Genomic DNA, 26,496 nt, shown 5'->3' with positions numbered 1-26,496 from the left:
CGTTGTGCCTCCAGTCGGTTTGTCATCACACTTCTTCAGTTAATTCATACCCCTTTTTCTTCCTGTTCACAAGCGGTTTTTTTCAAACTTTGGAAATAGGTTCTGACTTCACTGATAAAGTAGAGAGACCCGGTCACGACGAGCGTCTCGGATTTCGGTGCTTCGAACCACGCAGCCAACCAATCCTGCCAGTCCACGTAACGAGCACCATCCGCAATCAGACTGTCTTTCGTCCGGGCACGCGGAAAATCGAACGTCGTCTCATAGACGCCCGCCACTTTCTGGAGCGACGCGACCATCGCTTCCCGGTCCTTATCGGCAAGAATGGCGGCAAGGACGGTCACGTCACGCTCAAGTTTCAGCTGTTCGACGAGTGCGGCGACGCCTTCGGCATTATGCGCCCCATCGAGTACGATACGAGGCTGTCTTGAGACGAGCTCATAGCGTCCCGGATGTTGCGCCGATTCGAGTCCCGCTTGAATCGTCTCTGTTCTCCAGCCGAGATGGCGCGCGACGGCGACAGCACACGCTCCGTTATACGCTTGATGGTGTCCGGTCAATCCGAGTGTCACCGGAGGCATCCCATCATACGTGACGACCGTGTCGGCCCCATCCTCTACGGATGAGACGAGCGGCGTGACGTCGTGAATCGACGCGTCCATCGTCTCACCTTGTTGTTCGAGCAACTCAATCAATCGCTTCTCCGTCAAGCTATGGAACATCGGGACACCCGACTTCATGATACCGAACTTCTCGAGCGCGATTTCTTCAAGCGTGTCACCGAGGATGCCTTGATGGTCATGCCCGATCGACGTCACGATTGTCGCGAGCGGCTTCTGTAACACGTTCGTCGAGTCGAGACGTCCTCCGAGCCCGACTTCCCAAATGACGAGGTCAGGCTGTTGCTCATGGAAATAGAGCCACGCCATGACCGTCAGCAGTTCGAACTCCGTCAACGTCTCTGGTGACGAGTTCGCACAGTCACGGACTCTATTGGCGATGCGGATGAGGTCCTCTTCTCGAATCGGTTCCCCGTTCAACATGATCCGTTCCTCGAACTGGATGATGTATGGCGAGATGAACGTCCCGACGTTCAAGCCCTGTTTCGTCGCCATGGCCCGCAAGAAAGCGACCGTCGACCCTTTCCCGTTCGTCCCCGCCACGTGAATCGACGGCAATTCCTTGATTTGTAGCGCGTTCAGCATCCACTCGATTCGTTTCAGGCCCGGCTTAATCCCGAACCGCAGCTGCCCGTTCAGCCATTTTAATACGTCTAGTCTCGTCTCCATCTTCCATCACTCCTGTTTTCACACTTCCCTCTCATCTTACCAAAATTCGCGAAGCGCTATGCAAGGAATCGGCTGTGCTATACTCGAGGCGAAGAAGGGGGAATCACCATGACAACTAATTGGAACTTCGAGGCGACCTACCTCGATCTCCGTGACATCTTTTACGACCGGGGACCGGTCCATCCGGTCGATAAGCCCGAGCTCGTCCTTTGGAACGAAGCGCTCGCCGAGACACTCGGACTCGACGCCGAAGCACGTCAAGACGTCGCACTCTTTGCCGGTAATCGCCAGACGGAGACGTCGTTCTCACAAGCGTATGCCGGCCACCAGTTCGGCCATTTCACAATGCTCGGTGACGGACGAGCACTCGTGCTCGGGGAACATGTCGCCCCGAACGGAAAGCGTGTCGATGTTCAATTGAAAGGCTCAGGTCCGACCGAGTATTCGCGTGGAGGCGATGGACGGGCCGCCGTTGGACCGATGGTGCGCGAGTTCCTCATCAGTGAGGCGATGCACGCCCTCGGCATCCCGACGAACCGGGCGCTCGCCGTCGTCACGACCGGTGAGCCGATCATGCGCCAAGGACCGAAGCATGGTGCCATCTTGACGCGCGTCGCGGCAAGCCATTTGCGCGTCGGTACGTTCCAATATGCCGCTGCGGCCGGATCGATTGATGACGTCATCGCTCTCGCCGACTATGCGATTCAGCGCCACGACCCTGATCTTGAAGGACAGCCGAATCGCTATGAACAGTTCCTCGGCCGCGTCATCACCCGCCAAGCGAAGCTCATCGCGGATTGGCAACTCGTCGGATTCATCCACGGCGTCATGAACACGGATAACACGTTCATCAGCGGTGAAGGTCTTGATTACGGACCATGTGCATTCATGGATACGTATCACCCGAACACCGTCTTCAGCTCCATCGACCGCGAGGGACGCTACGCCTATGCGAATCAGCCGTATATCGGGTCGTGGAACTTGGCCCGCCTCGCCGAGACGCTGTTGCCGCTCCTCGCTGACACGCAAGAAACCGCCGTCGATATCGCCAATAAACTGTTGAACGACTACACGGAAACGTATAAAGAAGCATACTTTACTGGCCTCGCCCATAAAATCGGGCTCTACGTCCGAAAAGATGGCGACGATGAACTGACAGACGAGTTGCTCCGACTCATGATGGAGTCTGAGGCTGACTTCACGAACACGTTCCGCGCGCTCACACTCGGCGACACAAATTCGCTTGCCTTTGCTAAGCAAGATGATGGCAAGGCGTGGCTGTCCGCTTGGCAAAAACGCCTCGGAGAGCAAGGTCTTCCTGATGAGGACGTCATCCGGCTCATGCGTCAGCATAACCCGGCCGTCATTCCGCGCAACCATCATGTCGAGGCCGCCCTCATGGTAGCCGAACGTGGTGACTTCGGTCCGACGCATGCACTGCTCGACGTATTGCGGAAGCCTTACGATTATGAAGCTGATTTCGGACGTTATATCTCATCAGGACCACCACGGACGTATCCGTATCAGACGTTTTGTGGCACGTGAACCATTCTGCTTCGGCAGGATGGTTTTTTTTGGAACCTTTTTCATTTTCGAGCGTAAAGTAGATAACATCACTTTTAGGAGGTTCAACATGCTTCTACTCACTTCACTCATTGCGTTAGGGTTTGCCTGCTTGATGTCAATCGAGCTATTGCAAGGACCATTCATAGATGACTGGGCCTGGCTAATGCCTGCCTTTTTCTTTGCTGTTTCCTTTTCCACCTTGATGAGACATTTGAATAACCTTGAATGGAATGAATCGAAATGAAGATGACTATCTTGCTCATGGCAATCATCGTCTTATCCACGTCCTATCTCGTCTACAGTTTTTATCTGTCATTTACGGGTCAGCCGATTCAGCCGCAAGTAACTGGACTCGCAATCGGCGTCCTGCTCACGTCCTCGTATTTCGTGACAACCGGTCGTCTTCCGTTTTGGACAGAACCGGAGGAAGAAGACGTATGAAGGTTCTTTATTCCGTCTTGGTAGGATTCGGAAGCATCCTTTATGTCGTCTATGCCATGCACCTATTCCGCATTGGTTATCCTCAACCGCTCCTCTTGCATGTTTTGTTTGCCGCCACTGTATTTGGCATAATCTACATCGAACGCAAACGAAACCCCGAACATCGATGACGATGCTCGGGGTTGTTCTTTTCTATAGACTCATAGTCCGAAATGAATCATGTCCTTCTTGTCTACTTGGGCTTGTGTGATTTTGGAAATAAGTCGATTCAGTTGTTCCGACTCATGCGTGTACATCATCGCTTTGACGACTTGATAGAACAGCGCCAGTGACTCATATGGAATGAGCGTGATCCCGCATTCGTCTAATCCGAATCCAGGACGGTCATAGGAGTGGAAATACGTGCGCATCTCGTTCAGCTCCTCGATAAACTCATCCACCCACTCCCCATCCACCGAGACACAATCGAAGTGTTCAGGTGTATACGTATCATATGATGATTGACGATTTGTTGAATCCAATACACCGAATTCGTGCGTGTATGGCATGACCATCCCTCCCTGTAAAAATATGTACACTTTAAATACCTTCATCGACTTAACCAAGTTTCGACCTACGTTCCTAACACGCATTCTCAATGAGAGTCTATGTAACGAATGGCAATGTATAATTATTTTCTTAGTCCGTTAAATCCCAAAATGAACCAAGTCTTTGCCTTCGCGTTCGGCTTGAATGATGAGACTCGCCAAATCGCTCAACTCTTCTGAACGATGGAATACACGTGACTGCGTGACGATGTCATAAAACATCGATAACGATTCGTTTGGGATGAGGGTAGTTCCGTAATAATCCAGCCCGAGATCAGGACGATGATACGAATGAAAATAGGTCCGCATAATCGAGCACGCTTCCATAAGCTCTTGGATAAAATCATCATCAACCTCAGTGTAGCCATTATAATCTGGATTACGTGTAGGTGCTTTCAATGTTCGTTCCCATAAATCAAATTCGTGCACTGGCAAATTAGAACTCATCCTTTCGCCTGCTTCAATTTATTCTTTAATTGGAAAATCCACCGACCACGCCTCCGGTAGCGAGTCCGAAAGGTCGAGCAACACCTCTTCCGACACATTGCCCGTCACGACGATGAGCTTGCCCTGGTCTACGTAAAACAAGCCGTTCCCTTCCGGTTGATTCAAGCGATACCGCTCATTCGAAACGTCACGCCGTTCAATCAATTCTCCGTCAGCCACACTGAAAGCATCGGTCACTAAAATCGTGATGCATTGCGTCTCATCATACAACGTCCACATCTCCACCGGCCGCTCGAGCTGACTCATCTCGAAGTTGTCGACAAACAGCTCTTCTTCAGGCAAGTCCAACCCGTGTCGGACTTTTTCGGCCGCCTCGGGAATCGTAAAGTTTTGAATCCCGTGCAACCCCCACTCCTCGTCCCGTGAATAGTTGAATACGCCGAACGAATCGTCGCGGTTTGGTAACTTAATGGCAATGAGCCCGAGATCATCGATGACGGTTTCATAGATTACACCGTCTCTCGCTGGTCGCTCGGACGTACCATCTGTATATTGAAGTGTGTATTGGGCCGTGACCGCATCAACTAGTCGAACGGTCCCTTTTGGCACGTCCTCAATCATCGAGCCGAACACTTCTTTGTCCGTCGTTACGGGAATATCCTTGGAAGACGTCTCTTCTGCACTTTCATTAATTGTCACTCCTGATTCCGTCGGTTCGATCGGTTCAGCTCGTTCCGCCACACACCCACTCAGTCCCATAACTGCCAAACTTAACATCATTCCGATTCGTCTCATGTCACACCACCTTTATATCGTCTCCTCTCCTAAATTCCACCAAACGACAAAAAAACCTTCTTCGGAGAACAAGTCTCCAAAGAAGGTTGATTCATTATTTACGCAACTCTTCCAAACGGGCGCGGACTGCGTCACGTTTGTCGAGGTAGTCTTTCTCTTTCGCCTTCTCTTCGTCGATGACGTGAGCCGGTGCCTTGCCAGTGAAGCCTGGGTTGCCGAGTTTCTTCTGAACGCGCTCGACTTCCTTCTCGTACTTCGCCACTTCTTTTTCAAGACGGGCGATTTCTTCCTCAAAGTTGATGAGGTCAGCGAGTGGGATGAACAGTTCCGCACCCGTCATGATGGCTGACATCGACTTATCAGGAGCCGTCAAGCCACGTCCGATTTCGAGCTCGGTCGCGTTCGTGAACTTGCCGATTGTCGTTTCGTTCGCGCTCAAGTAATCTTGTGTCGCCTCATCCGACGTCGAGATGAAGAGCTGAATCGGTTTCGACATTGGGGCGTTCACTTCCGAACGGATGTTACGGACCGAACGGATGACGTTCATGACCGCTTCGAACGCTGGTACCGAGTCCGCGAAGTGGAGCTCGTCGCGGCGTGTCGGGTAGCTCGCACGGACAATCGAGTCGCCTTCGTGCGGCAAGTGCTGCCAGATTTCCTCTGTGAGGAACGGCATGAACGGATGCATGAGACGCATGATTGAGTCGAGCGTGTACGCGAGCACTGAACGCGTCGTCGCTTTCGCAGCCTCGTCCTCACCGTAGAGCGTGAGTTTCGCCATCTCGATGTACCAGTTACAGAACTCTTCCCAGATGAAGTTGTACAAGTAACGGCCGGCTTCGCCGAACTCATACTTGTCGACGAGACGTGTCACTTGGTCGATTGTGTCGTTCAAGCGAGTGAGAATCCACTTGTCAGCGAGCGTCTTCTCACCTGACAAATCGATCTCCTCATACTTCATGCCGTCCATGTTCATAAGGGCGAAACGGCTCGCGTTCCAAATCTTGTTCGCGAAGTTCCATGTCGATTCGATTTTCTCCCAATAGAAACGAAGGTCGTTCCCTGGTGTCGATCCCGTAAGGAGGAACCAGCGGAGCGAGTCCGCGCCGTATTGGTCGATGACTTCCATCGGGTCGACGCCGTTACCGAGCGACTTCGACATCTTGCGGCCTTCCGAGTCGCGGATGAGACCGTGGATGAGCACGTCGTTGAACGGCTGCTTCCCAGTGAACTCGAGCGATTGGAAAATCATGCGAGATACCCAGAAGAAGATGATGTCGTAACCCGTGACGAGCGCGCTCGTCGGGAAGTAACGTTTGAAGTCTGCCGAGTCCGTATCCGGCCAGCCCATCGTCGAGAACGGCCAAAGCGCTGACGAGAACCATGTGTCGAGCACGTCTTCATCTTGATGCCAGTTCTCACTGTCCGCCGGTGCTTCTTTACCTACATAAATCTCACCTGTCTCATTGTGGTACCAAGCCGGGATGCGGTGACCCCACCAGAGTTGGCGGCTGATACACCAATCACGGATGTTCTCCATCCAACGGAGGTATGTGCCTTCGAACCGCTCTGGGACGAAGTTGACTTTCGTATCGTCATGTCCTTGCGCTTCGAGCGCTGCTTTCGCGAGCGGCTCCATGTCGACGAACCACTGTTTCGAAAGATAAGGCTCGATGACTGCGCCTGAACGTTCCGAGTGACCGACCGAGTGCGTGTGTGGCTCAATCTTGACGAGCGTGCCGTCTGCTTCTAGGTCTTTGACGAGTTGCTTGCGGCATTCGAAACGGTCGAGCCCTTCGTACTTGCCAGCATTCTCGTTCATCTTGCCGCCTTCGTCCATGACGAGGATGCGCGGGAGCTCGTGGCGGTTCCCGATCTCGAAGTCGTTCGGGTCGTGCGCCGGTGTGATCTTGACGCAACCTGTACCGAACTCCATGTCGACGTAGTCGTCAGCCACGATCGGAATCTCGCGGTTCATGACCGGAAGCATGATCGTCTTGCCGACGAGGTGCGCGTAACGCTCATCTTTCGGGTTAACGGCAACGGCCGTATCGCCGAGCATCGTCTCCGGACGCGTCGTCGCGATCTCGATGTGGCCTGAGCCATCAGCGAGCGGGTATTTCATGTGATAGAACGCGCCTTCGACTTCTTGGTAGATGACTTCGATATCCGAAACGGCCGTCTTTTGCGCCGGGTCCCAGTTGACGATATATTCGCCGCGGTAAATCAAGCCTTTCTCATAGAGGCGGACGAACACTTCCTGGACCGCTTTCGAGAGTCCTTCGTCGAGCGTGAAGCGCTCACGTGAGTAGTCGAGACCGAGGCCAAGTTTTGACCATTGGGCACGGATCGTATCGGCGTACTCGTCTTTCCATTCCCACGTCTTCTCGAGGAACTTCTCGCGTCCGAGGTCATAGCGCATAATGCCGTCCTCACGGAGCTTCTGTTCGACTTTCGCTTGTGTCGCGATCCCGGCGTGGTCCATCCCTGGGAGCCAGAGGACGTCATAGCCTTGCATGCGCTTGAGGCGCGTCAGCAAATCTTGGAGCGTCGTGTCCCACGCGTGTCCGAGGTGAAGTTTCCCTGTTACGTTCGGTGGCGGGATGACAATCGTGTACGGCTGTTTTGAATCGTCCTCGTCTGCTTTGAATACGTCGTTCTCTAACCAGTAGTCATACCATTTCGCTTCCGTCGCACTTGGATCGTACTTCGTCGGCATGGTGATTTCGTTTGTCTCGTTGGCCATATGCCCAACCTCCTCTAATAATGTGGACAAAAAAACGGCTACTCTCGTCCTTAACGCTAAGGACGAAAGAAGCCGTATCTTCCGCGGTACCACCTTAGTTCGCCACATGTGGCGCCCTCAAAATCGAATAACGGTCGATGGACCGGACCTTCCTACTTCGTTCAAAAGGTCAGCTCCGAGGCGACTTCCGCACCATCCCTCGCGGCCTCACACCAAGCGGCCGCGTCTCTGAAAAAGGATGTTGATTGCGTACTATTCCTCATCGTAGCTTTTGTTCGTATCTGTTAAACAATTGTAGCGACAGAAGCTGTTTCCGTCAAGATTACAATGAAAACTCTTGTTGCAGCTCTTTGAACGTCGCGTCGACCGCTGCGAGCGTCAAGTCGATATCTTCGTCCGTGTGAACGGTCGAGAGGAACAATCCTTCGAACTGTGACGGTGGCAAGAACACGCCGCGCGCCGCCATCTTCTGATAGTAAGCGCGGAACAAGTCGAGGTTCGCCGTCTTCGCCTTCTCGAAGTTCGTCACTTTCTCATTCGTGAAGAAGAATCCGAACATCGAGCCGGCCCGGTTCGTGTCGTGCGGGATGTTATACTTCTCGGCCGCTTTCGTATAGCCTTCAGCGAGACGGTCCGCTTTGCGTTCGAACTCGGCGTAGTGCTCAGGCTTGAGTTGCGATAACGTCGTGTAGCCGGCGATCATCGCGAGTGGGTTACCCGAGAGCGTCCCTGCCTGGTAAATCGGTCCTTGTGGCGCGATTTGTTCCATAATCTCGCGTTTCCCGCCATAGGCACCGACCGGAAGGCCGCCGCCGATGACTTTCCCGAGGCACGTCAAGTCCGGCGTCACGCCGAAGTAGCCTTGGGCACAGTTATAGCCGACCCGGAATCCGGTCATGACCTCGTCAAAGATGAGGAGCGAGCCGTATTGTTCCGTGATCTCGCGGAGTCCTTCGAGGAAGCCAGGTTGCGGTGGCACGAAGCCCATGTTACCGGCCGCCGGTTCGACGATGACACCAGCGATATCGTCGCCGAACTTCTCGAAGGCGATGCGGAGAGCATCCAAATCGTTATATGGCACCGTGAGCGTCTGGCTCGCCAAGTCTTTCGGTACGCCCGGCGAGTCCGGGAGACCGAGCGTCGCGACGCCCGAACCGGCCTTGATGAGGAGCGAGTCGCCATGACCGTGGTAGCAGCCTTCGAACTTCAAAATTTTCGTCTTGCCCGTGTAGCCGCGTGCGAGGCGGAGAGCCGCCATCGTCGCTTCCGTACCCGAGTTGACCATGCGCACCATCTCGATCGATGGGACGCGCTCGATGACGAGCTCGGCCATTTTCGTTTCGAGCTCGGTCGGTGTCCCGAACGTCCAGCCTTTTTCAGCTTGCTCTTGAATCGCCTTCGTGACGACAGGGTCACGGTGGCCGAGGATGAGTGGTCCCCATGAGAGGACGTAGTCGATATATTCGTTGCCATCGATGTCGTAGACGCGCGAGCCTTCGCCGCGTTCAGCAAAGATTGGCGTCATCCCGACTGATTTATAAGCACGGACCGGGCTGTTCACCCCGCCCGGCATGAGCGGACGTGCTTGTTCGAACGCCGCTTCTGAGCGTGTTTGTTTGTAGGTCATCTTTAATCGGCAAGGATACCCCTACTCCAATCGTGTCCCGGGCACAGCCCGACGATTAGTGGGGGGAGGAATTTCCATCATTTTCGGTATGGGACACAATCATGCTAAACATGTGCATGATAACCGCTTATGAACTCCTACCTTGCCTCCTCCCTTCTATGAGTTAAGTCAATTCATTCTCCGCTAAAAAAACGGGTATCGTTTATGTAGCGAAAGGTGGTGAGCACCATGTCTACAATCACTGCAAAAATACAAATCTATGTCCCAGCCTCTCAAGTGGCTACCCTGAGGACGACGATGGACGCGTACCGGTCGGCCTGTGACTGGCTGTCGGGACACGTCTTCGAGACGGGGGACCTGGACCAGGTCAGCCTCAACGACGCGCACTATGCCGAGATCCGGCGACGCTTCGGCCTGAAGAGCCAAATGGCCCAGTCGGTCATGAAGACGGTGGTCGCCAGATACAAGTCGGCGAGGTCGAACGGGCACGCGTGGTCCCGGGTCGAGTTCAAGCGCCCCGAGTACGACCTCGTCTGGAACCGCGACTACTCGCTCACCCGGGACCGGTTCAGCGTGAACACGCTGGACGGCCGGATCAAGCTGGACTATGCGCGCAAGGGCATGAGGCGGTACTTCAACGGGACGTGGCGGTTCGGCACGGCCAAACTGGTGCACAAACACGGGAAATGGTTCCTGCACATCCCCGTGACGAAGGCGTTCCCCGAACTCGCCGACGCCCGTGTCACCAACGTCGTCGGCGTGGACCTCGGCATCAACTTCCTGGCGGTCACGTACGACAGCCAGGGCGAGACCGCCTTCTACGACGGAGGAACGGTGAAGCACAAGCGAGGCACGTTCAAAGCGACCCGCAAGCAGCTGCAACGACGGCAGACCCCGTCGGCCCGCAAACGGCTGAGACAGCTCGGCTCGAGAGAAAACCGTTATGTGACCGATGTGAACCATCAGGTCACGAAGGCACTCGTCGACCGACACCCGAGGGGCACGCTGTTCGTGTTGGAGGACCTGACCGGCATCCGTGCCGCCACAGAGAAGGTGCGCGCGAGAAACCGCTACGTCTCCGTGTCGTGGGCGTTCTACCAGTTCCGTCAAATGCTCGCGTACAAGGCCGCGTTGAACGGACAGAAGGTGATCGTCGTCGACCCGAGACACACCTCCCAGACCTGCCCGACATGCGGGCACACCGAGAAGGCGAACCGGGACAAGAAGCTGCACCTCTTCCAATGCAAGAACTGCCGGTACCGGTCGAACGACGACCGGGTCGGCGCGATGAACCTGCATCAGAAAGGCATCGAACACATCGGTGCAGGTGCCACGGGAGCATGACTCCCGTGGCAGGGGCGAGGTCGGCCGTCCCGATGTTCCGCCACACGAAGGTAGGAGGCGCAAGCGCCGTCCGCACTACCGGGCAGGAACGAGCGTAACCGCACTCTACGAGGGTAGAGGCGCCGTCGGGTCCTCGACGGACGCAAGCCCCCGCTTCAAACGGACCGTCAGTTCGTTAAGTGGTGGGTTGTTGACGCGTAGTCTCCTTCCAAATAGCGACAGACGTCTTTTGCGAAATATGTGACGATGAGGTCCGCACCGGCCCGTTTGAAGCCGACCATCGTCTCCATGACGATGCGTTGCTCATCGACCCAGTCGTTCAAAGCAGCCGCTTTGACCATGGCGTACTCTCCGCTCACGTTATACGCCACGATCGGCATATCGAGCGAGTCGCGCATGTCACGGATGATGTCCATGAACGCGAGCGCCGGTTTGACGATCATGAAATCGGCGCCTTGCTCGACGTCCGATTGTGATTCGCGGAACGCTTCACGGCGGTTGGCCGGGTCCATCTGATAGCCTTTGCGGTCGCCTTCACCAGGTGCCGATTGCGCTGCGTCACGGAACGGTCCGTAGTACGCCGATGCGTACTTGACGCCGTAACTCATGATCGGGATATGGTTGAAACCGTTTTGGTCGAGTCCTTCACGGATCGCGGCGACGAAGCCGTCCATCATCGAGCTCGGCGCGATGATGTCAGCGCCTGCTTGCGCTTGCGTGATGGCCGTCTGGACGTGAAGTGGTAGCGACGCGTCGTTATCGACGTCACCGTTCTTCACGATGCCACAGTGGCCTGTCGACGTATATTCGCACAGGCATGTGTCGGCGATGACCGTGAGCTGTGGTGCCCACGCTTTCACTTTACGGATCGCTTCTTGGACGATGCCGTGGTCATGATACGCTTCCGTACCTTCCGGGTCTTTATGTTCAGGTACGCCGAACAAGAGCACCGATTGAATACCGAGGTCGACGATCTCGTTGATCTCGTCCTCGAGACGGTCGAGCGAGAAGTTGAAGACGCCCGGCATCGAGCTGACTTCGCGTTTAATGTCTGTCCCTTCGATGATGAAGAGCGGGTAAATCAAATCTTCTTTCCGAACATGATTTTCACGTACGAGTGCACGCATTGACTTCGATGAACGAAGACGACGATGACGGTCAAACTGGTTCATGAAAAATCCTCCCCTATACACTGTATTAATGCATCCATAGTATAACACTCAGGCACTCGGACCGGTAACGTCGACACTTCCCGGACGGCGCGCTCGGTCACTTCACCGATGGCGTACCACGTCCCGTGGAAATGGTCGAGATATGGCGTGAGCGCCCGGACGGCGGACGGGCTGAGCACGAGGAGCGCTTCGATTCCTTCGAGCGCCTCGACTTCCGTCTCTGTCAGTTCACGGCCAATCGTCTCATAGACGACCCAGTCGTGGACGTTTTCGAGTTGCGTCATGTGCGCCGTGTTCGCCAAGTCGCCCCGGGCGAACAAGACGACCTCGTCTGACTTTACGACAGTTGCAAGGTCATGGAACAACGCCTCGCCCGTAAACGTCTCCGGCATGAGCGCGACGGTGAATCCAACGGCCTCGAGTGCTTGTTTCGTTTTCTCGCCGACGGCCGCGACTTTGACGTCACGTGGGACGTCACAAAGCGCCGGTACCGCTGTCTGGCTCGTCACGACGAGCCAATCGAATCGGCTGATCGGCATCTGGTTGTGCGTCAATCTCGTCTCGATGAGCGGGACGTGATGAACGGAAAGACCGCTCGCGGTGAGCCGGGCTCGCTGCGAAGCGGTCAGTCGTTTTGTCCCTGTGTACCAGACGTCACGCATTGACCGAGGCGAGAATTTCGCGCCCGCCGCGTCCGAGCAAATCGTCTGCTACGTCTTTCCCGAGTGCGACCGCGTCTGACGACGTCTTCGTCACACGGAGCACTTCTTTGCCGTCGACCGAGGCGATGAGGCCTGTGAGTGTCACGTCGTCGCCATCGACCGTCGCATAACCGCCGACCGGTACGTGGCAGCTGCCTTCGATTGCCTTGAGGAACGTCCGCTCCGCTGTTGCGGCTTTCGCCGTCACGTCGTCATGGAGCAATTGTAGAATTGCCGTCACTTCAGCGTCGTCCTTCCGGCTTTCGATGGCAAGTACACCTTGTCCGACGGCTGGGACCATCATATCGGCGTCAAGCGCTTCGAAGTCGACGCGGTCCGTCCAACCCATGCGCTCGAGCCCGGCTTTAGCGAGCAAGATGGCGTTGAAGTTTTCTGTCTCGAGTTTTTTGAGGCGCGTGTCGATGTTCCCGCGAATCCATTGAATGTCGAAGTCCGGGCGAGCGGCGAGCATTTGGGCACCGCGGCGCAGTGAGCTCGTCCCGATGACGGCACCTTCCGGGAGCGTCTCGAGCGTATAGCCGTTCTCGCAGATGAGCACATCACGGGCGTCGACGCGTTTCGGCATGCAGCTGATATAGAGCTCTTCCGGCAACTCGGCCGGGACGTCTTTCATGCTGTGGACCGCGAAATCGATGTCCCCGGCGAGCATCTGTTGCTGAATCTCTTTGACGAACAACCCTTTGCCGCCGACTTTCGAGAGTTGCACGTCGACGATTTGGTCCCCTTTCGTCACGATCTCTTTGATTTCGAACTCGTTTTGAGCCCCGGCTTTCTTCAATTGATCGATGACCCATTTCGTCTGTGTCATCGCAAGTTGTGAGCGGCGTGAGCCGACGATAATTTTACGCATGATCGGTTATCCCCTTCATAGAAAAAGGCGACGAGATCCGCCGCCTTTTTTTGTTTTGTATTAGCGCATCAAGGCGCGAAGTGGTGCTTTCGCTGACATCGCTTCGGCTTCTTCCGTTTCCGGTTCGGCGTCAGGGACGTCGACATCTAGACCGAACGTCTCCACGAACTGATTGATGCGTGTGTTCGCATCTGGTTGCGCAGCGGCGTCTTTGATGTAATCAATCGGTTCACGAAGCATCTGGTTGATGATTGACTTCATATGCTTGCCGATGACTTTTTTATCGCGGTCCGACAGATGATCGAGCTTGCGCTCGAGGCTTTCCATCGTCTCTTCTTGAATGTTGAGCGCACGGGCGCGCAATTCATTCATGATCGGCACGACACCAAGCGTGATGAGCCACGTTTGGAACTCTTGAATCGCCTCATCGATTTTGATTTCAATCTTTTCGGCTTCGATGAGACGGGCCGCCAAGTTTTTATTGACGATGCCGTTCAAGTCATCCACATCGAACAAGTGGACGCCCGGAAGCGCCCGGACCGCTGGATCGATATCTCGCGGCACGGCAATGTCGATTAACAACAGTGGACGTTCCCGGCGGAGCAGTTGTGCTGCGGCGACGTCATCATAGGCGATGACGGCTTCTTTCGCACCGGTCGAGCTAATTAAAATATCAGCGTCAAGCAAGCCGCAAGCAATCTCACGGATCGAGTGGGCCCGGCCTTTGAACTTGTCAGCGACCGCTTTCGCTTTGCTCTCGGTCCGGTTAAAGACGGCAATCTGTTTCGCACCGGCCTCGAACAAGTTGAGCGTCGTCAACTCGCCTGTCTCACCCGCACCGACGACGACGACTTGTTTATCATCGAGCGACGAATACATTTCCTGGGCGAGCGTGACTGCTGCCGCGCTGACCGATACCGACATTTCCCCAATTTGCGTGTCAGTATGGGCACGTTTGGCGAGCGTCACGGCTTCTTTGAACAGTTTGTTGAACACCGTTCCCGTCGTCCCGTTCTCTTGGGCGCGGAAGAAGCTCGATTTCACTTGTCCTAAAATCTGTGTTTCCCCAATGATCATCGAATCGAGTCCAGACGTGACGCGGAACAAGTGGCGAATCGCCTCTTCTCCTTCACGAATCGATAAATAAGGGGTGAATTGGTCCATCTCTAAATCAAACCAGTTCGCTAAAAACCGTTTTGTATAATAACGACCCGTATGGAGCTGGTCTGTGACGACATATAGCTCTGTTCGGTTACAAGTCGACAAAATAACCGATTCAAATATGCTTTTCTCTTCGCGAAGTGCAATCATCGCATCCACGATTTCTTGCTCCCCAAACGAGAACTGCTCCCGAATCGCGACAGGGGCTGTCTTGTTATTTAGTCCAACGACGACAATATGCATGTACCTCTTCCCCTCATCCAAAATCCACCGACGGTTGTCTCTTCTTTTTCACATCTCTACCGTACATTATAACAATTTTTATTTAGGAACTATAATCTTCTGTTCGATTTTTGTGAAATAATTTAAGAACTTTTTGTGACAAAAAAAAGTAGAAACGGACATAGAGACCATTTCTACTTGATTCCTCATTTTAAAGAGGATGGATCGGTGATGATTGTACTCTCTTGGGTCTTTTCTTCTTCCTCCGCTTCGAGGTAATGTTTCCGTTCCCTCAGCTTGTAAATGCGGACGATATTTTGAACGACGACTTTCGCCACCGCGTAGAACGGAACCGCGATGAGCATCCCGATAATCCCGGCCAAGTTCCCGGCGACGAGCAAGACGATGATGATCGTCAGCGGGTGCACCTTGAGTGACTTGCCTTGGATGAGCGGCGAGATGACGTTCGATTCGATCTGTTGGACGATGATGATGACGACGATGACCCAAAGCACTTTAATCGGATCTTGGATGAAAGCGACGACAACGGCCGGTGCCGCACCGAGGAACGGTCCGACGTACGGGATGATGTTCGTCACCATCATAAAGAGCGCGAGTAGGATGGCATAGTCGAGTCCGATAATCCATAATCCGATGAGCGACGTGATTCCGACGAAGAACGCCACGATCAACTGGGCATGGACGTAGTTTTTAACCGTCGTATGCATGTCATGTAAGATGTTGCGTGTCTCACGCTCATAGCTCGACGGCAACAACTTCACGATTGAGTCCGGAAGACGTTTCCCGTCAAGTAACATATACAAAAGCATGAATGGAATGACGACGATTGTGATGACGGCCGACGTGATGAAGCCGACAAGACGACCGAACGATGACGCGACATTCCCGAAGACGTCTCCGAGATACGACGTCACGTTGTTCGTGAAGTCGGTGAACATATCGTCATTCTCGGCGATGAAGCGTGACAAGAACTCATTTTGCATGAGCGAGTCACGAACGGCGAACGCCTGTACCTGCAATTCCTTGGCAATGCTCGGCATCGCGTTAACGAGTGACGTCACCTGCTCCGCGAGTACTGGGCCAAGGATGCTGAAGACGAGCGTAAAGATCAACACGAGTCCACCTAGCGTAATCCCGACGGCGAGCGGCCGTTTGCCGTCCATCCGTTTTTCTAAGAAGTCGACGATCCCGACTAAGAAATAATAGAAAAGTCCAGCAATGATGAGCGGTACCGTGACGAGCGCCAAAATAACTTGAATCGGTTCGAACACGAAAGAGATTTCCGTCCCGACCCAGATGACCAAGAAAATCGTCAGCGTCCAAAATAAGAAGCGGTACCATTTGTTCTGAAACATGATTTGCATCTTTCCACCTCGTTCTCTATTCTCTTGTCTTATGTAATTAGGACAATTATACGATAATTACCCGCTCTCGTAACCCTGAAAACAAAAAAGACGAGGGGTTGCCCTCGTCTTCGGTCAATCTTCTTCGCGTGTCAATAAATCATAAATTGCTTTCCACGCTTCGTCTTTGCCTTCTGCCGTCTCCGCCGAGAATGCGACGAACCGGTCAGTCGATTCAAACTGAAGCTTGCGTTTGACGGCCGCTTCATGTTTTTGACGCTGCGCTTTTTTGATTTTATCGAGCTTCGTTGCCACGACGATGACCGGAATCTCGTAATGCTTCAAGAAGTTGTACATCGTCACGTCGTCACTTGACGGCTCATGACGGATATCGACCAACAGGACGACGCCGCGAAGCGCGCTCTGTGACGTCAAATATTGCTCCATCATGATGCCCCACTTCTCCCGCTCCGTCTTTGAGACTTTCGCGTAGCCATAGCCCGGCACGTCGACGAACATGATTTCATCGTTGATGTTGAAGAAGTTCAGCGTCTGCGTCTTCCCTGGCTTCGAAGACGTCCGTGCGAGTGCTTTGCGCTGACAAATCTTGTTGATGAACGATGACTTCCCGACGTTCGAACGTCCGGCGAGTGCGACTTCCGGTAACTCATGAATCGGGTAATGGTCAGGTGCGACGGCACTCGTGACAAATTCTGCTTTAGTGATTTTCATTATTTAATTTCCTCCAAATGCTACTTCTAATACTTGATCGAGCGTCGTGACCGGGACGAACGTCAGTTTCTCACGGACGGTGTCTTGAATGTCATCGATGTCACGCTCATTGTCTTTCGGAATGACGATGGTCGTCAAGCCGGCTCGGTGTGCGGCGAGCGCTTTCTCTTTCAATCCACCGATTGGCAGGACGCGGCCGCGGAGCGTGATTTCCCCGGTCATCCCGATGTCACGGCGGACTTTCTTGCCGGTCAACGCCGAGATGAGCGCCGTCGCGATTGTAATCCCCGCCGACGGACCGTCTTTCGGGACGGCACCTTCCGGCACGTGGATATGCACGTCTTGGCGCTCGTAGAACGTCGGGTCAATCCCGAACCGTTCCGCGTTTGAACGGACGTAGCTATACGCCGTCTGCGCCGACTCTTGCATGACGTCACCGAGTTTCCCCGTCAACTGGAGCTTGCCTTTACCAGGTGCGAGTGCGACTTCAATCGTGAGCGTGTCGCCCCCGAACGCCGTGTAGGCGAGTCCGGTGACAGCACCGATCGAGTCTTCCGTCTCCCCTTTGCCGTAGCGGTACTTCGGTTTCCCGAGGTAGTCGCCGAGGCTCTTCAATGAGACGGTGACGCGTTTCTTCTCGCCGATGGCGATTTGCTTCGCCGCTTTCCGGCAAAGTGAACCGATGACGCGTTCCAAGTTCCGGACACCGGCCTCACGCGTGTAACGGCGAACGACTTCGTAAAGTGCGTCCTCTTTAATCGTGAGCTGGCTCTTCTTCAAGCCGTGCTCTTTATACTGTTTCGGTACCAAGTGACGCTTGGCGATCTCGACTTTCTCGAGTTCCGTGTAGCCGCCGATTTGGATGAGTTCCATCCGGTCAAGGAGCGGCGCCGGAATTTGCGAGACGTCGTTCGCCGTCGCGATGAAGAGCACGTTCGATAAGTCGAACGGTTCCTCGATATAGTGGTCCGAGAACGAGACGTTCTGTTCCGGGTCGAGCACTTCGAGCATGGCCGACGCCGGGTCACCCCGGAAATCGGACGCCATCTTGTCGATCTCGTCGAGCAAGAACACCGGGTTCTTGCTCTCGGCCTGTTTCAAACCACGGATGATGCGGCCTGGCATCGCACCGATGTATGTGCGACGGTGCCCACGAATCTCGGCCTCGTCACGCACTCCGCCTAGCGAGACGCGGACGAAGTTCCGTTCGAGCGCTGACGCGATTGAGCGGGCGAGCGACGTCTTCCCGACCCCTGGAGGTCCGGCGAGACACAGAATCGGCCCGCGGAGCGAGTTCGTCAACTGTCGGACGGCCAAGTACTCGAGGATCCGGTCTTTCACCGACTCGAGACCATAGTGGTCGTCATCTAACACATCGGCCGCATGTTTGACGTCGAGTTTATCTTCCGTCTCGATGCCCCACGGCAGCGAGGCGATCCAGTCGAGGTAGTTGCGGATGACGGCGTACTCAGGTGACGTCGCCGGGACGACGTTCAACCGCTCGGCTTCGCGCATGACGTTCTTCCGTGTCGTTTCCGGCAAATCGAGCGCCTCGAGTTTCTCACGGAGACGGTTCGGTTCAGACTCTTGCGACTGGTCGCCGAGCTCTTGCTGAATCGTCTTCATCTGCTCGCGCAAATAGTATTCTTTTTGTGCCTGTTCGATCGTCTTCTTCGTCCGTTCACGCAACTCTTGCTCGAGCTCGATGATTTCGACTTCATGTGTCATAATCTCGAGCAGTTCCAAACCGCGTTTGACCGCATCCGGTTCTTCGAGCATCGCTTGGCGGATATCGACGTCGACGTCGAGCTTCGAAGCGATATAATCGGTCAACGACTCGAGCCGTTCATACATCTCGAAACGACGGCGCTCGTCCGGTGATAATCCTTTGATGGAGCCGACGAGTTTGCCAAACTGTTCTTTCAATAAGCGGACGAGTGCCGTGCGCTCGACTTCTTCCCCCTCGACGAGTTCGAGTGGCTCGACGTCTGCGAACCAGCCTTCCTTCGTCTCTTCGATCGAGTTGATCTTGACGCGTTCTTTCCCGACCAAACGGACGCGGACCGTCTCGTTCGACAGCTCGCTCATCTTGGCGATATGGACTCGTGTCCCGATCGCGTACAAGTCTTCCGGTTCAGGTGATTCTTTCCCCGTCTCTTTTTGTGTCACAACAATCAAATCTGTCTCGTGTTCCTTTGCGGCAAGGAGTGCCCGTAGGGAGAGCGGACGCCCCACGTCGATTGTCACTCCGATGAGTGGATACACCACGACTCCACGCAAAGGAAGGATTGGTAATTGTTCCATTACAACGCCTCCTGTGCAAAAAGGCCCAAAACTCGGATGTGCCGAGTGTTTGAGCCTTTTTCGTTCAAAATTATGCTGTCTCTTTATTGTCGCCTGTCTGTTCGACAGTACCATCGCGAAGAACGTATTTCGGACCGGCAAGACCCGTAATCGTTTCATCCGTGATGATGACTTTCTCGATATCGTCGCGCGATGGGACAGTGAACATCACATCGAGCATCATTTCTTCGATAATCGAGCGGAGACCGCGTGCGCCTGTCTTACGTTTAATCGCAAGTTTGGCGATTTCAACCAACGCCTCGTCTGTGAACGAAAGTTCGACATCGTCGAGTTCGAGCATTTTCTCGTACTGACGAACGAGAGCATTCTTCGGCTTCGTCAAGATTTCGACGAGTGCTTCCTCGTCAAGCGTCGTGAGCGTCGCCATAACCGGTAAACGACCGATGAATTCAGGAATCAATCCAAATTTCTGAAGGTCTTCCGGAAGCGCGCGGGCGAGCAAGTCTTCTTGCGTCAACTCGCGGTTTTCTTGGTCGTTCCCAAATCCGATGACTTTCTTCCCGATGCGGCGTTTGACGACCGCTTCGATGCCAGCGAACGCGCCGCCGACGATGAACAAGATGTTCGTCGTATCGATTTGGATGAACTCTTGATGCGGATGCTTACGTCCACCTTGCGGCGGCACGCTTGCGACCGTACCTTCCAAAATTTTAAGAAGTGCCTGCTGAACGCCTTCACCCGATACGTCACGCGTGATCGATGGGTTTTCCGACTTACGGGCAATCTTATCGATTTCATCGATGTAGATAATCCCTTTTTCAGCCTTCTCGACATCATAGTCAGCCGATTGAATCAACTTGAGCAAGATGTTCTCGACGTCTTCCCCGACGTAACCGGCTTCCGTCAAGCTCGTCGCGTCCGCGATTGCGAACGGGACGTTCAAGACGCGAGCCATCGTCTGAGCGAGAAGCGTCTTACCGCTACCCGTTGGTCCGATCATGACGATGTTCGACTTCGAAAGTTCGACATCATCAGAACGGCCACCGGCGTTGATGCGTTTATAGTGGTTATAGACAGCTACTGAAAGCGCACGTTTGGCGCGGTCTTGACCAATGACATAATCGTCTAGGATGTTACGAATCTCTTGTGGTTTTGGAATGTCTTTAAATTCGACTTCTTCCTCCACACCGAGCTCTTCCTCAACGATTTCATTGCAAAGTTCGATACATTCGTCACAAATGTATACGCCAGGACCGGCGACTAATTTACGGACTTGTTCTTGCGATTTTCCGCAAAACGAGCACTTGAGTTGCCCCTTTTCCTCGTTAAATTTGAACATTCGGTACACCCCTTCTAAATGAAAATGGATGTAAGTGCGATAAATCGCCTATTTGTATTCCCAGGTGCGCATGCACCGTGAAAAGACATTTACATCTCTGCGTTGCAATAATTGTAGCATGAACAAATCACTTCATCAAAGATAAACACATGCAAAGTGTCGTGACGAAAAAAAGGACGACTGCTAGGCAGCCGTCCTTCTGTCATCCGATTACTTCGCTTTCCCGTTTTCAACGAGAACGTCGATCGCTTTACGGAATTTGAGGTCACCTTTAAGTGTCTCGATTCCGCCTTGTGGCGCGAGCATCGTGCGGAGTTGATCCGGTGCGATGTTGTAAAGTTTAGACATTTCTTCGAGTTCTTTCTCAGCATCTTCGTCAGACACTTCGATCGCTTCTTTCTCAGCGATTGCTTTCAAGACGAGACGAGCTTTAACGCGCTCTTCAGCTTGCTCTTTCATCTCTTCGCGCATCGCTTCTTCAGTCGTTCCAGTAAGCTGGAAGTACATGTCGAGGTCGATTCCTTGTGAAGAAACACGTGTGCCGAACTCTTGAACCATGCGATCTACTTCTTGGTCAACGAGTACTGCAGGTACGTCGATTGTTGCGTTAGCTGTTGCTTGCTCGACGAGTTGGTCGCGCATTGTGCCTTCCGCTTCTTGTTTCTTCGCAGTTTCTAAACGCTCACGGATTTTCGCTTTCAACTCGTCGAGTGATGAAACTGACTCGTCGATGTCTTTTGCGAACTCGTCGTCGAGCTCAGGAACTTGCTTCGCTTTGACTTCGTGAAGTTTGACTTTGAATGTCGCTGGTTTACCCGCCAAGTTATCAGCGTGGTACTCTTCAGGGAATGTTACTTCAACGTCTTTTTCTTCGCCAGCCGTCAAGCCGACCATTTGCTCTTCGAATCCAGGGATGAATTGGCCTGAACCGATTTCGAGCGTGTAGTTTTCAGCCGTGCCGCCTTCGAATTGCTCTCCGTCAGCGAAACCTGCGAAATCAAAGACAGCTGTATCGCCGTTTTCGATTGCGCCTTCTTTGACAGCAAGCTCTGCGCCTTGCTGTTGAAGCGCGTCAAGTTCAGCTGCAACTTCTTCGTCAGTGACTGTTGTTTCAACAGCTTCGTACTCGAGACCTTTGTATTCGCCAAGCTCAGCTTCTGGCTCAACGACGAACGTTACTTTGAACGTTACAGGTTTGCCTTTTTCGAGCGTGCCGTCTACATCGATGTTTTCGAGAGCGATTGGTTCGAAACCAGCTTCTTCGACCGCACCTTGAACTGTGTCACGGTAGAGGATATCGAGCGCATCTTGATAGAGTGCTTCTTCTCCGTACATTTTGTTGAACATTGGGCGTGGCAATTTCCCTTTACGGAAGCCAGGCACGTTCAAAGTTTTGACGACATCTTTGAATGCGGCGTCGACTGCTTTATCAAAAGCTTCTGCAGGTGCTTCGTACGTGAGTACGCCTTGGCTACCTGATGTTTTTTCCCATTTTGCTGTCATGCTAAGTCCCTCCAACAATTCGTTTATACGTACAAGAATGTACAACAATCCGTATTATAACATAAATCCGGCGACTGCACACAAGGATTTAGTCTAGAAACGCCTCGGTGAAACGCATGTCCGCCTCGAGGATTTCCGCTGCTAGGCCGTCAGTTTCTTCGTGTTGCAAGATGGCCGTTTTCGCCTGTCCGAGCGCCACCTCCACGTCAGACGCTTCTCGTGGTGTGAACGGGTAGTGCGTGTACATGTAATTCATAAGCAGTTGTGTCGCAATCTCGTCACCGTACACGACCCGCTGCAATTGATTGGTCATCGCTTCCCACGCTTGCGTATGCACGGTCGCCTCGTCTTGCGTCAATCGGTGCCGTGTCCCGAGATCGGTCCATTCGATGACCGACAACTCGTCGAACGCTTTTTGGAGCACGATCAACTTCATCAACTTTGGACGTTCCGCGACGAGGAGCTCTTTCAAGACGTTGTCGAGGACATCGTCGATATTGAAATGGACGTGTTCAAGCGTCTCGATCTGTTCGCCGATTCCGCCTCGATGAAGGATTCGCTTCACTTTGGCAATCGCGGCCGGGAACTCGGTCAACTTCAACACTTGCAGTACTTGATGTGCTTGTGTGTTGACGTGATCGGTCTTCTCTTGCCATTCGAGATAGAGATTGATCCAATGGGCCGCCTCGAACGGTTGGTCACGCATGATGTAATACTGGGCGATTTGAAGCCCGCCGGCTGCAGGTTCTTCTGCGACCGTCATCTGAGTCGTGACGAGTTCTTCGAGTTTCTCAAGCGTCTCCGGTTCTTCCGGACGTTCCATCAGACATTGGAATAGTTCCATGAAAACAAAGGGATCACCGGGCACTGCCTCATACCAATCCCACAGAATCGGTTCGACCCGTTGCCGTTCTCCGGCCGTGTCCGCCTCTTGAATCATCTTCTGAAGCCGCGACCAGTTCCCAGGAAACGGGTACGCTTTCTCTTTTGCCATCTCTCCACACCCTTTCCATTCATCTCCATCTTCCGTTAGGAATCGATTCGTTGTCAATCAATACCCCGAAAAACGAAAAAAGAGACAACCTCCGTGGAGGCTATCTCTATTTTAAATGGAAGTGTCCCAAGAGGGATTCGAACCCCCGACCGACGCCTTAGCTTACCACCATGGCTTTCGCCACCAACGTGTGTTGTTTGTAGTCTGGACTATATCTTCACCATTTCAGGTGCGACACGTGTAGTCTCTACGGAACCTCACGAGCAAGGTGCTCCTTCAATGGCTCTACCTCTAAAGGATGACCTTTAGTCCTTCGAACCATCTTGTCCCCGAAAGGAAATAAGTTTCCTCGGTATTACCATCAGCATGATCTGTTAAGGCTTCACCGATATAGTGTCGTCCACTCCATAGGTTTCTGTTTCCCTATAAAGGCTCCTATTTGTCTTGAAGGGCGTTGCTCTATCCAGCTGAGCTATTGGGACATTGACAAGAAAACTATAATAGAAAAATGGTTTGCTGTCAATTCCTTCTTTTCATTCCGTCACAGCTTTCCGCTCACATCGAGATCCTCGACGACTGAACCGTCCTCAGACCGATAAAAGCGGACGTTGGCCTGCCCGTTCTCGAGATCCATCAGTACATACGTCTTGTCACTCCGTCCGCGCGGCATCCGAATCGAGCCCGGGTTCACATAGAGCACCCCGTCCTCAATCAACGCTCCGGCGACGTGCGAATGGCCGAACAACACGACGTTCGCCCCGACCTCTTCGGCCCGATAACGCAACCGGTTCAAGTCGTACTTCACGTCGTGGTGATGGCCGTGGACGATAAGAATCGTGCCTTCAGCCGTCTCCTCGATTCGCTCGAGCGGCAAGTCGCCACCGAAGTCGCAATTGCCGCGCACCGTGTGATACGGGAGTAGGTGCTCGTCGACGAGCGCGAGTTGCGAGTCGCCACAATGATACGCGTCGTCAATTTCTTGTTCGTGCCGATTAAAGATGATCGATAGTTCTTCTGTCAATCCGTGACTGTCACTGACTACGAGAAAACGCATACGGGTCACCCTTTCATGAACGGAATGATTTCTGCCTCTAACTTTCGTAGTGCTTGACCGCGGTGACTGACCGCCGCCTTTTCGTCGCGTTCAAGTTCTGCTGCCGTCTTATGGAGCGACGGGACGATGAAGAGCGGGTCGTAACCGAAGCCGTTCTCCCCGTGCGGCGCGTAGCCGATCGTCCCTTCAATCGTACCGCGTACCGTCAACGTCTCCCCTGATGGTTTGGCCAGACAGAGGGCACAGATAAAGCGTGCCGTCCGGTCGGTCGCCCCGTTCAACTTCTCGAGCAAGAGGGCGTTGTTCGCCGCGTCCGATTTTTCAGGTCCGGCGAAGCGGGCCGAATGGACACCCGGTGCCCCGTCGAGCGCGTCGACTTCAAGCCCCGAGTCGTCAGCGAGGACGGCATGGCCGAAGTAACGGGCCGCTTCCTTCGCTTTCAGTTCGGCGTTCGCTTCGAACGTCGTGCCCGTCTCGTCCGTCTCCGGCGCGTCCGGATAGTCGAGCAATGACTCGACCTCGAAGCCGAGCGGCGTCAACATCGCCTCCAACTCTTTCACTTTTCCTGCGTTATGTGTCGCAATAATCAACTTCATGTTGTCTCCTCCAATTGTTCCCCGACATACCACCATGAGGCACCGAGCGCGTCTTCAGCCGCCTTGAACAGCGTCTCGATCCCGCTCTGGGCCATCTGGAGCATCTCGTTCATCTCGAGCAACGTGAACGTCGCCTCTTCCCCCGTGCCCTGCACTTCGACGAAACGTCCGCTCGCCGTCATGACGACGTTCATGTCGACCTCAGCCGCGGCGTCTTCTTCGTAGTTCAAGTCAAGGAGCAATTCGTCGGTCCGTCCGACCGAGATGGCCGCGACGCCTTCTTTAATCGGCGTGTCGTCAAGCTTGCCTTGACGGATGAGCGCATCGACCGCGAGGACGAGGGCGCAGAAACCGCCGGTGATCGAGGCCGTGCGCGTGCCCCCGTCCGCTTGGATGACGTCACAGTCAATCCAAATCGTCCGTTCGCCGAGCCGTTCCAAATCGACGACCGAGCGGAGCGACCGGGAAATGAGACGCTGAATCTCCATAGTCCGGCCCGACTGTTTCCCGCGAACCGACTCACGTACCGTACGGTTGCCGGTCGCGCGTGGAAGCATGGCGTACTCGGCGTTAATCCAGCCTTGCTTCTTGCCGCGCAAAAAGTTCGGGACGCGTTCTTCGACCGTCGCCGTACAGATGACTTTCGTGTCCCCAATCGAGATGAGGACCGATCCTTCCGCATGCTTGTTCACATGAGGAACGATTTCGACGGGCCGGAGCTCGTCCTGTTTTCGTTCGTTACGCATCGACACCGGACACCTCTACTTTCTCCGCTCTCACGGGCTGACCGAGCCACTCTGTCGCGAGCCGGTCAAAGATGACGACGTCCCCCGTCGCATAAAACTGGTGCGCCGGGACCGTGTCGAGGTCGTTCTCGAGCTCTTTGAAGTCCAGGATGGCCGCCACTTCGAGCGCCGTCTCGTCACCGGACGAAATCAAGTGGACGTCCGGTCCGACGACGTCTTGAATGACCGGCGCGAGCAACGGATAGTGCGTGCACCCGAGGATGAGCGTATCCATCTCGGAAGATTGGAGCGGCCGAATCGTCTCGGCAACGATTGCGCGGACGCGTTCCCCGTCGAGTTCGCCGGCTTCGACGAGCGGGACGAACGGCGGACAGGCGAGCGAGTACACATCAATCTCGCCGGCCACGTGCCGGAGCGCCGTCTCGTACGAGTTGCTCTCGATCGTCATCTTCGTACCGATGACGCCGATATGTTTATTGCGCGTCCCTTTGACGGCCGCGCGGGCTCCCGGGTCGATGACACCGATGACCGGGATGTTGAGGCGTTTGCGCGCCTCTTTCAAGACGACTGCTGTCGCCGTGTTGCAGGCGATGACGATCATCTTCACGTTCTTGCTTAACAGGAACTCAATCAGTTCCCACGTATAGGCTTCAATCTCATCGTGCGGGCGCGGGCCATACGGGCACCGTTCCGTGTCGCCGATATAGATAATTTCTTCTTTCGGTAGTTGGCGCATCAGTTCTTTGACCACCGTCAAGCCGCCAACTCCTGAATCGAGTACTCCAATCGCTCGTTTCATGATCATCACTTCCATTCCCATCTATCTTACCAAAAAAGCCGATTCTGAAAAAGAAACGGTCTCGTGACAAACAAAAAAGACGAGGTAGCCGATTGG

The 26,496-nt window shown here is 54.0% G+C and carries 24 protein-coding genes and 1 other annotated feature; of the genes, 4 read left to right on the top strand and 20 right to left on the bottom strand.

Annotated elements, in window-relative coordinates; translation table 11 throughout:
- Positions 1-44: 44 nt before the first annotated feature.
- Positions 45-1,289 (bottom strand): bifunctional folylpolyglutamate synthase/dihydrofolate synthase, encoded by a 1,245-nt coding sequence (locus tag KNP71_RS00270; protein WP_214829775.1) that lies wholly within the window; start codon positions 1,287-1,289, stop codon positions 45-47.
- Between the two features lie 108 nt (positions 1,290-1,397).
- Between KNP71_RS00270 and KNP71_RS00265 the strand changes: the two genes are divergently transcribed.
- From KNP71_RS00265 to KNP71_RS00255, 3 genes are all read left to right on the top strand, one after another.
- Complete coding sequence (locus KNP71_RS00265; protein WP_214829772.1) at positions 1,398-2,834, top strand: protein adenylyltransferase SelO; 1,437 nt, start codon at positions 1,398-1,400, stop codon at positions 2,832-2,834.
- An 88-nt stretch (positions 2,835-2,922) separates the two neighbouring features.
- Positions 2,923-3,099 carry a hypothetical protein gene (locus tag KNP71_RS00260; protein WP_158001045.1) on the top strand — a complete coding sequence of 59 codons (177 nt, stop codon included), beginning with the start codon at positions 2,923-2,925 and terminating at the stop codon, positions 3,097-3,099.
- On the top strand, positions 3,096-3,296 hold the full coding sequence (locus tag KNP71_RS00255; RefSeq protein ID WP_029595847.1) for a hypothetical protein: 201 nt from the start codon (positions 3,096-3,098) through the stop codon (positions 3,294-3,296). Before KNP71_RS00260 ends, KNP71_RS00255 begins: the two co-directional genes overlap by 4 nt.
- Before the next feature lie 200 nt (positions 3,297-3,496).
- Here KNP71_RS00255 and KNP71_RS00250 read toward each other — a convergent pair whose 3' ends face one another.
- The 5 genes from KNP71_RS00250 to hemL form a co-directional block, all read right to left on the bottom strand.
- A complete protein-coding gene (locus tag KNP71_RS00250; protein ID WP_029595848.1) occupies positions 3,497-3,844 on the bottom strand; it encodes a hypothetical protein in 348 nt (115 codons plus the stop codon).
- 138 nt (positions 3,845-3,982) lie between these two features.
- Positions 3,983-4,330 (bottom strand): short-chain dehydrogenase, encoded by a 348-nt coding sequence (locus KNP71_RS00245; protein WP_214829768.1) that lies wholly within the window; start codon positions 4,328-4,330, stop codon positions 3,983-3,985.
- Positions 4,331-4,348: 18 nt separating this feature from the next.
- Positions 4,349-5,125 carry a hypothetical protein gene (locus KNP71_RS00240; RefSeq protein ID WP_214755729.1) on the bottom strand — a complete coding sequence of 259 codons (777 nt, stop codon included), beginning with the start codon at positions 5,123-5,125 and terminating at the stop codon, positions 4,349-4,351.
- 94 nt (positions 5,126-5,219) lie between these two features.
- On the bottom strand, positions 5,220-7,871 hold the full coding sequence (locus KNP71_RS00235; protein ID WP_029595851.1) for a valine--tRNA ligase: 2,652 nt from the start codon (positions 7,869-7,871) through the stop codon (positions 5,220-5,222).
- 55 nt (positions 7,872-7,926) lie between these two features.
- Positions 7,927-8,146 (bottom strand) — a binding site (T-box leader).
- 47 nt (positions 8,147-8,193) lie between these two features.
- Positions 8,194-9,498 (bottom strand): glutamate-1-semialdehyde 2,1-aminomutase, encoded by a 1,305-nt coding sequence (hemL, locus tag KNP71_RS00230; protein ID WP_058763202.1) that lies wholly within the window; start codon positions 9,496-9,498, stop codon positions 8,194-8,196.
- A gap of 228 nt (positions 9,499-9,726) precedes the next feature.
- Between hemL and KNP71_RS00225 the strand changes: the two genes are divergently transcribed.
- The gene (locus KNP71_RS00225) at positions 9,727-10,842 is read left to right on the top strand and encodes an RNA-guided endonuclease InsQ/TnpB family protein (RefSeq protein WP_214829765.1); all 1,116 of its coding nucleotides are present in this window, start codon (positions 9,727-9,729) and stop codon (positions 10,840-10,842) included.
- Between the two features lie 167 nt (positions 10,843-11,009).
- Here the strand turns inward: KNP71_RS00225 and hemB are convergent, their stop codons facing one another.
- The 14 genes from hemB to racE all read right to left on the bottom strand — a co-directional run bounded on the left by hemB (position 11,010) and on the right by racE (position 26,400).
- Positions 11,010-12,014: a porphobilinogen synthase gene (gene hemB, locus KNP71_RS00220; protein WP_214829762.1), complete on the bottom strand. Its 1,005-nt coding sequence runs from the start codon at positions 12,012-12,014 to the stop codon at positions 11,010-11,012.
- The gene (locus tag KNP71_RS00215; RefSeq protein WP_029595854.1) at positions 12,011-12,676 is read right to left on the bottom strand and encodes a uroporphyrinogen-III synthase; all 666 of its coding nucleotides are present in this window, start codon (positions 12,674-12,676) and stop codon (positions 12,011-12,013) included. The genes hemB and KNP71_RS00215 overlap by 4 nt, the downstream gene beginning before the upstream one ends.
- Positions 12,669-13,586 carry a hydroxymethylbilane synthase gene (hemC, locus tag KNP71_RS00210; protein ID WP_029595855.1) on the bottom strand — a complete coding sequence of 306 codons (918 nt, stop codon included), beginning with the start codon at positions 13,584-13,586 and terminating at the stop codon, positions 12,669-12,671. The genes KNP71_RS00215 and hemC overlap by 8 nt, the downstream gene beginning before the upstream one ends.
- A gap of 60 nt (positions 13,587-13,646) precedes the next feature.
- Positions 13,647-14,990 carry a glutamyl-tRNA reductase gene (hemA, locus tag KNP71_RS00205; RefSeq protein ID WP_021066849.1) on the bottom strand — a complete coding sequence of 448 codons (1,344 nt, stop codon included), beginning with the start codon at positions 14,988-14,990 and terminating at the stop codon, positions 13,647-13,649.
- A gap of 185 nt (positions 14,991-15,175) precedes the next feature.
- Entirely contained in the window at positions 15,176-16,354 is a 1,179-nt protein-coding gene (locus KNP71_RS00200) for an AI-2E family transporter (RefSeq protein WP_021066848.1), read from the bottom strand.
- 114 nt (positions 16,355-16,468) lie between these two features.
- Positions 16,469-17,065, bottom strand: coding sequence for a ribosome biogenesis GTP-binding protein YihA/YsxC (gene yihA, locus KNP71_RS00195; protein ID WP_021066847.1), 597 nt, complete (start codon positions 17,063-17,065; stop codon positions 16,469-16,471).
- A gap of 3 nt (positions 17,066-17,068) precedes the next feature.
- On the bottom strand, positions 17,069-19,369 hold the full coding sequence (gene lon / locus KNP71_RS00190; protein WP_214829759.1) for an endopeptidase La: 2,301 nt from the start codon (positions 19,367-19,369) through the stop codon (positions 17,069-17,071).
- Between the two features lie 70 nt (positions 19,370-19,439).
- Positions 19,440-20,708, bottom strand: coding sequence for an ATP-dependent protease ATP-binding subunit ClpX (gene clpX, locus KNP71_RS00185; RefSeq protein WP_021066845.1), 1,269 nt, complete (start codon positions 20,706-20,708; stop codon positions 19,440-19,442).
- Between the two features lie 210 nt (positions 20,709-20,918).
- A complete protein-coding gene (tig, locus tag KNP71_RS00180) occupies positions 20,919-22,211 on the bottom strand; it encodes a trigger factor (protein ID WP_021066844.1) in 1,293 nt (430 codons plus the stop codon).
- An 88-nt stretch (positions 22,212-22,299) separates the two neighbouring features.
- Positions 22,300-23,205, bottom strand: coding sequence for a hypothetical protein (locus KNP71_RS00175; protein ID WP_131471076.1), 906 nt, complete (start codon positions 23,203-23,205; stop codon positions 22,300-22,302).
- Between the two features lie 541 nt (positions 23,206-23,746).
- Positions 23,747-24,259, bottom strand: coding sequence for a metallophosphoesterase family protein (locus KNP71_RS00170; RefSeq protein ID WP_131471075.1), 513 nt, complete (start codon positions 24,257-24,259; stop codon positions 23,747-23,749).
- 5 nt (positions 24,260-24,264) lie between these two features.
- A complete protein-coding gene (locus KNP71_RS00165) occupies positions 24,265-24,855 on the bottom strand; it encodes an XTP/dITP diphosphatase (RefSeq protein ID WP_131471074.1) in 591 nt (196 codons plus the stop codon).
- Positions 24,852-25,601 (bottom strand): ribonuclease PH, encoded by a 750-nt coding sequence (gene rph, locus KNP71_RS00160; RefSeq protein ID WP_131471073.1) that lies wholly within the window; start codon positions 25,599-25,601, stop codon positions 24,852-24,854. Before rph ends, KNP71_RS00165 begins: the two co-directional genes overlap by 4 nt.
- On the bottom strand, positions 25,594-26,400 hold the full coding sequence (gene racE / locus KNP71_RS00155) for a glutamate racemase (protein WP_031200117.1): 807 nt from the start codon (positions 26,398-26,400) through the stop codon (positions 25,594-25,596). The genes rph and racE overlap by 8 nt, the downstream gene beginning before the upstream one ends.
- Between the last annotated feature and the right edge of the window lie 96 nt (positions 26,401-26,496).

This window comes from Exiguobacterium sp. s56, from assembly GCF_018618255.1.
GTDB lineage: Bacteria > Bacillota > Bacilli > Exiguobacteriales > Exiguobacteriaceae > Exiguobacterium > Exiguobacterium chiriqhucha.
The sequence above is the reverse complement of the archived record's forward strand: the minus strand, read 5'-3'. Positions and strand labels throughout refer to the sequence as shown.

Bases quoted from the DNA above. Each gene is read 5' to 3' on its own strand.
- KNP71_RS00270 (WP_214829775.1), bottom strand. From the start codon at position 1,289: ATGGAGACGAGACTAGACGTATTAAAATGGCTGAACGGGCAGCTGCGG.
- KNP71_RS00265 (WP_214829772.1), top strand. From the start codon at position 1,398: ATGACAACTAATTGGAACTTCGAGGCGACCTACCTCGATCTCCGTGAC.
- KNP71_RS00260 (WP_158001045.1), top strand. From the start codon at position 2,923: ATGCTTCTACTCACTTCACTCATTGCGTTAGGGTTTGCCTGCTTGATG.
- KNP71_RS00255 (WP_029595847.1), top strand. From the start codon at position 3,096: ATGAAGATGACTATCTTGCTCATGGCAATCATCGTCTTATCCACGTCC.
- KNP71_RS00250 (WP_029595848.1), bottom strand. From the start codon at position 3,844: ATGCCATACACGCACGAATTCGGTGTATTGGATTCAACAAATCGTCAA.
- KNP71_RS00245 (WP_214829768.1), bottom strand. From the start codon at position 4,330: ATGAGTTCTAATTTGCCAGTGCACGAATTTGATTTATGGGAACGAACA.
- KNP71_RS00240 (WP_214755729.1), bottom strand. From the start codon at position 5,125: ATGAGACGAATCGGAATGATGTTAAGTTTGGCAGTTATGGGACTGAGT.
- KNP71_RS00235 (WP_029595851.1), bottom strand. From the start codon at position 7,871: ATGGCCAACGAGACAAACGAAATCACCATGCCGACGAAGTACGATCCA.
- hemL (WP_058763202.1), bottom strand. From the start codon at position 9,498: ATGACCTACAAACAAACACGCTCAGAAGCGGCGTTCGAACAAGCACGT.
- KNP71_RS00225 (WP_214829765.1), top strand. From the start codon at position 9,727: ATGTCTACAATCACTGCAAAAATACAAATCTATGTCCCAGCCTCTCAA.
- hemB (WP_214829762.1), bottom strand. From the start codon at position 12,014: ATGAACCAGTTTGACCGTCATCGTCGTCTTCGTTCATCGAAGTCAATG.
- KNP71_RS00215 (WP_029595854.1), bottom strand. From the start codon at position 12,676: ATGCGTGACGTCTGGTACACAGGGACAAAACGACTGACCGCTTCGCAG.
- hemC (WP_029595855.1), bottom strand. From the start codon at position 13,586: ATGCGTAAAATTATCGTCGGCTCACGCCGCTCACAACTTGCGATGACA.
- hemA (WP_021066849.1), bottom strand. From the start codon at position 14,990: ATGCATATTGTCGTCGTTGGACTAAATAACAAGACAGCCCCTGTCGCG.
- KNP71_RS00200 (WP_021066848.1), bottom strand. From the start codon at position 16,354: ATGCAAATCATGTTTCAGAACAAATGGTACCGCTTCTTATTTTGGACG.
- yihA (WP_021066847.1), bottom strand. From the start codon at position 17,065: ATGAAAATCACTAAAGCAGAATTTGTCACGAGTGCCGTCGCACCTGAC.
- lon (WP_214829759.1), bottom strand. From the start codon at position 19,369: ATGGAACAATTACCAATCCTTCCTTTGCGTGGAGTCGTGGTGTATCCA.
- clpX (WP_021066845.1), bottom strand. From the start codon at position 20,708: ATGTTCAAATTTAACGAGGAAAAGGGGCAACTCAAGTGCTCGTTTTGC.
- tig (WP_021066844.1), bottom strand. From the start codon at position 22,211: ATGACAGCAAAATGGGAAAAAACATCAGGTAGCCAAGGCGTACTCACG.
- KNP71_RS00175 (WP_131471076.1), bottom strand. From the start codon at position 23,205: ATGGCAAAAGAGAAAGCGTACCCGTTTCCTGGGAACTGGTCGCGGCTT.
- KNP71_RS00170 (WP_131471075.1), bottom strand. From the start codon at position 24,259: ATGCGTTTTCTCGTAGTCAGTGACAGTCACGGATTGACAGAAGAACTA.
- KNP71_RS00165 (WP_131471074.1), bottom strand. From the start codon at position 24,855: ATGAAGTTGATTATTGCGACACATAACGCAGGAAAAGTGAAAGAGTTG.
- rph (WP_131471073.1), bottom strand. From the start codon at position 25,601: ATGCGTAACGAACGAAAACAGGACGAGCTCCGGCCCGTCGAAATCGTT.
- racE (WP_031200117.1), bottom strand. From the start codon at position 26,400: ATGAAACGAGCGATTGGAGTACTCGATTCAGGAGTTGGCGGCTTGACG.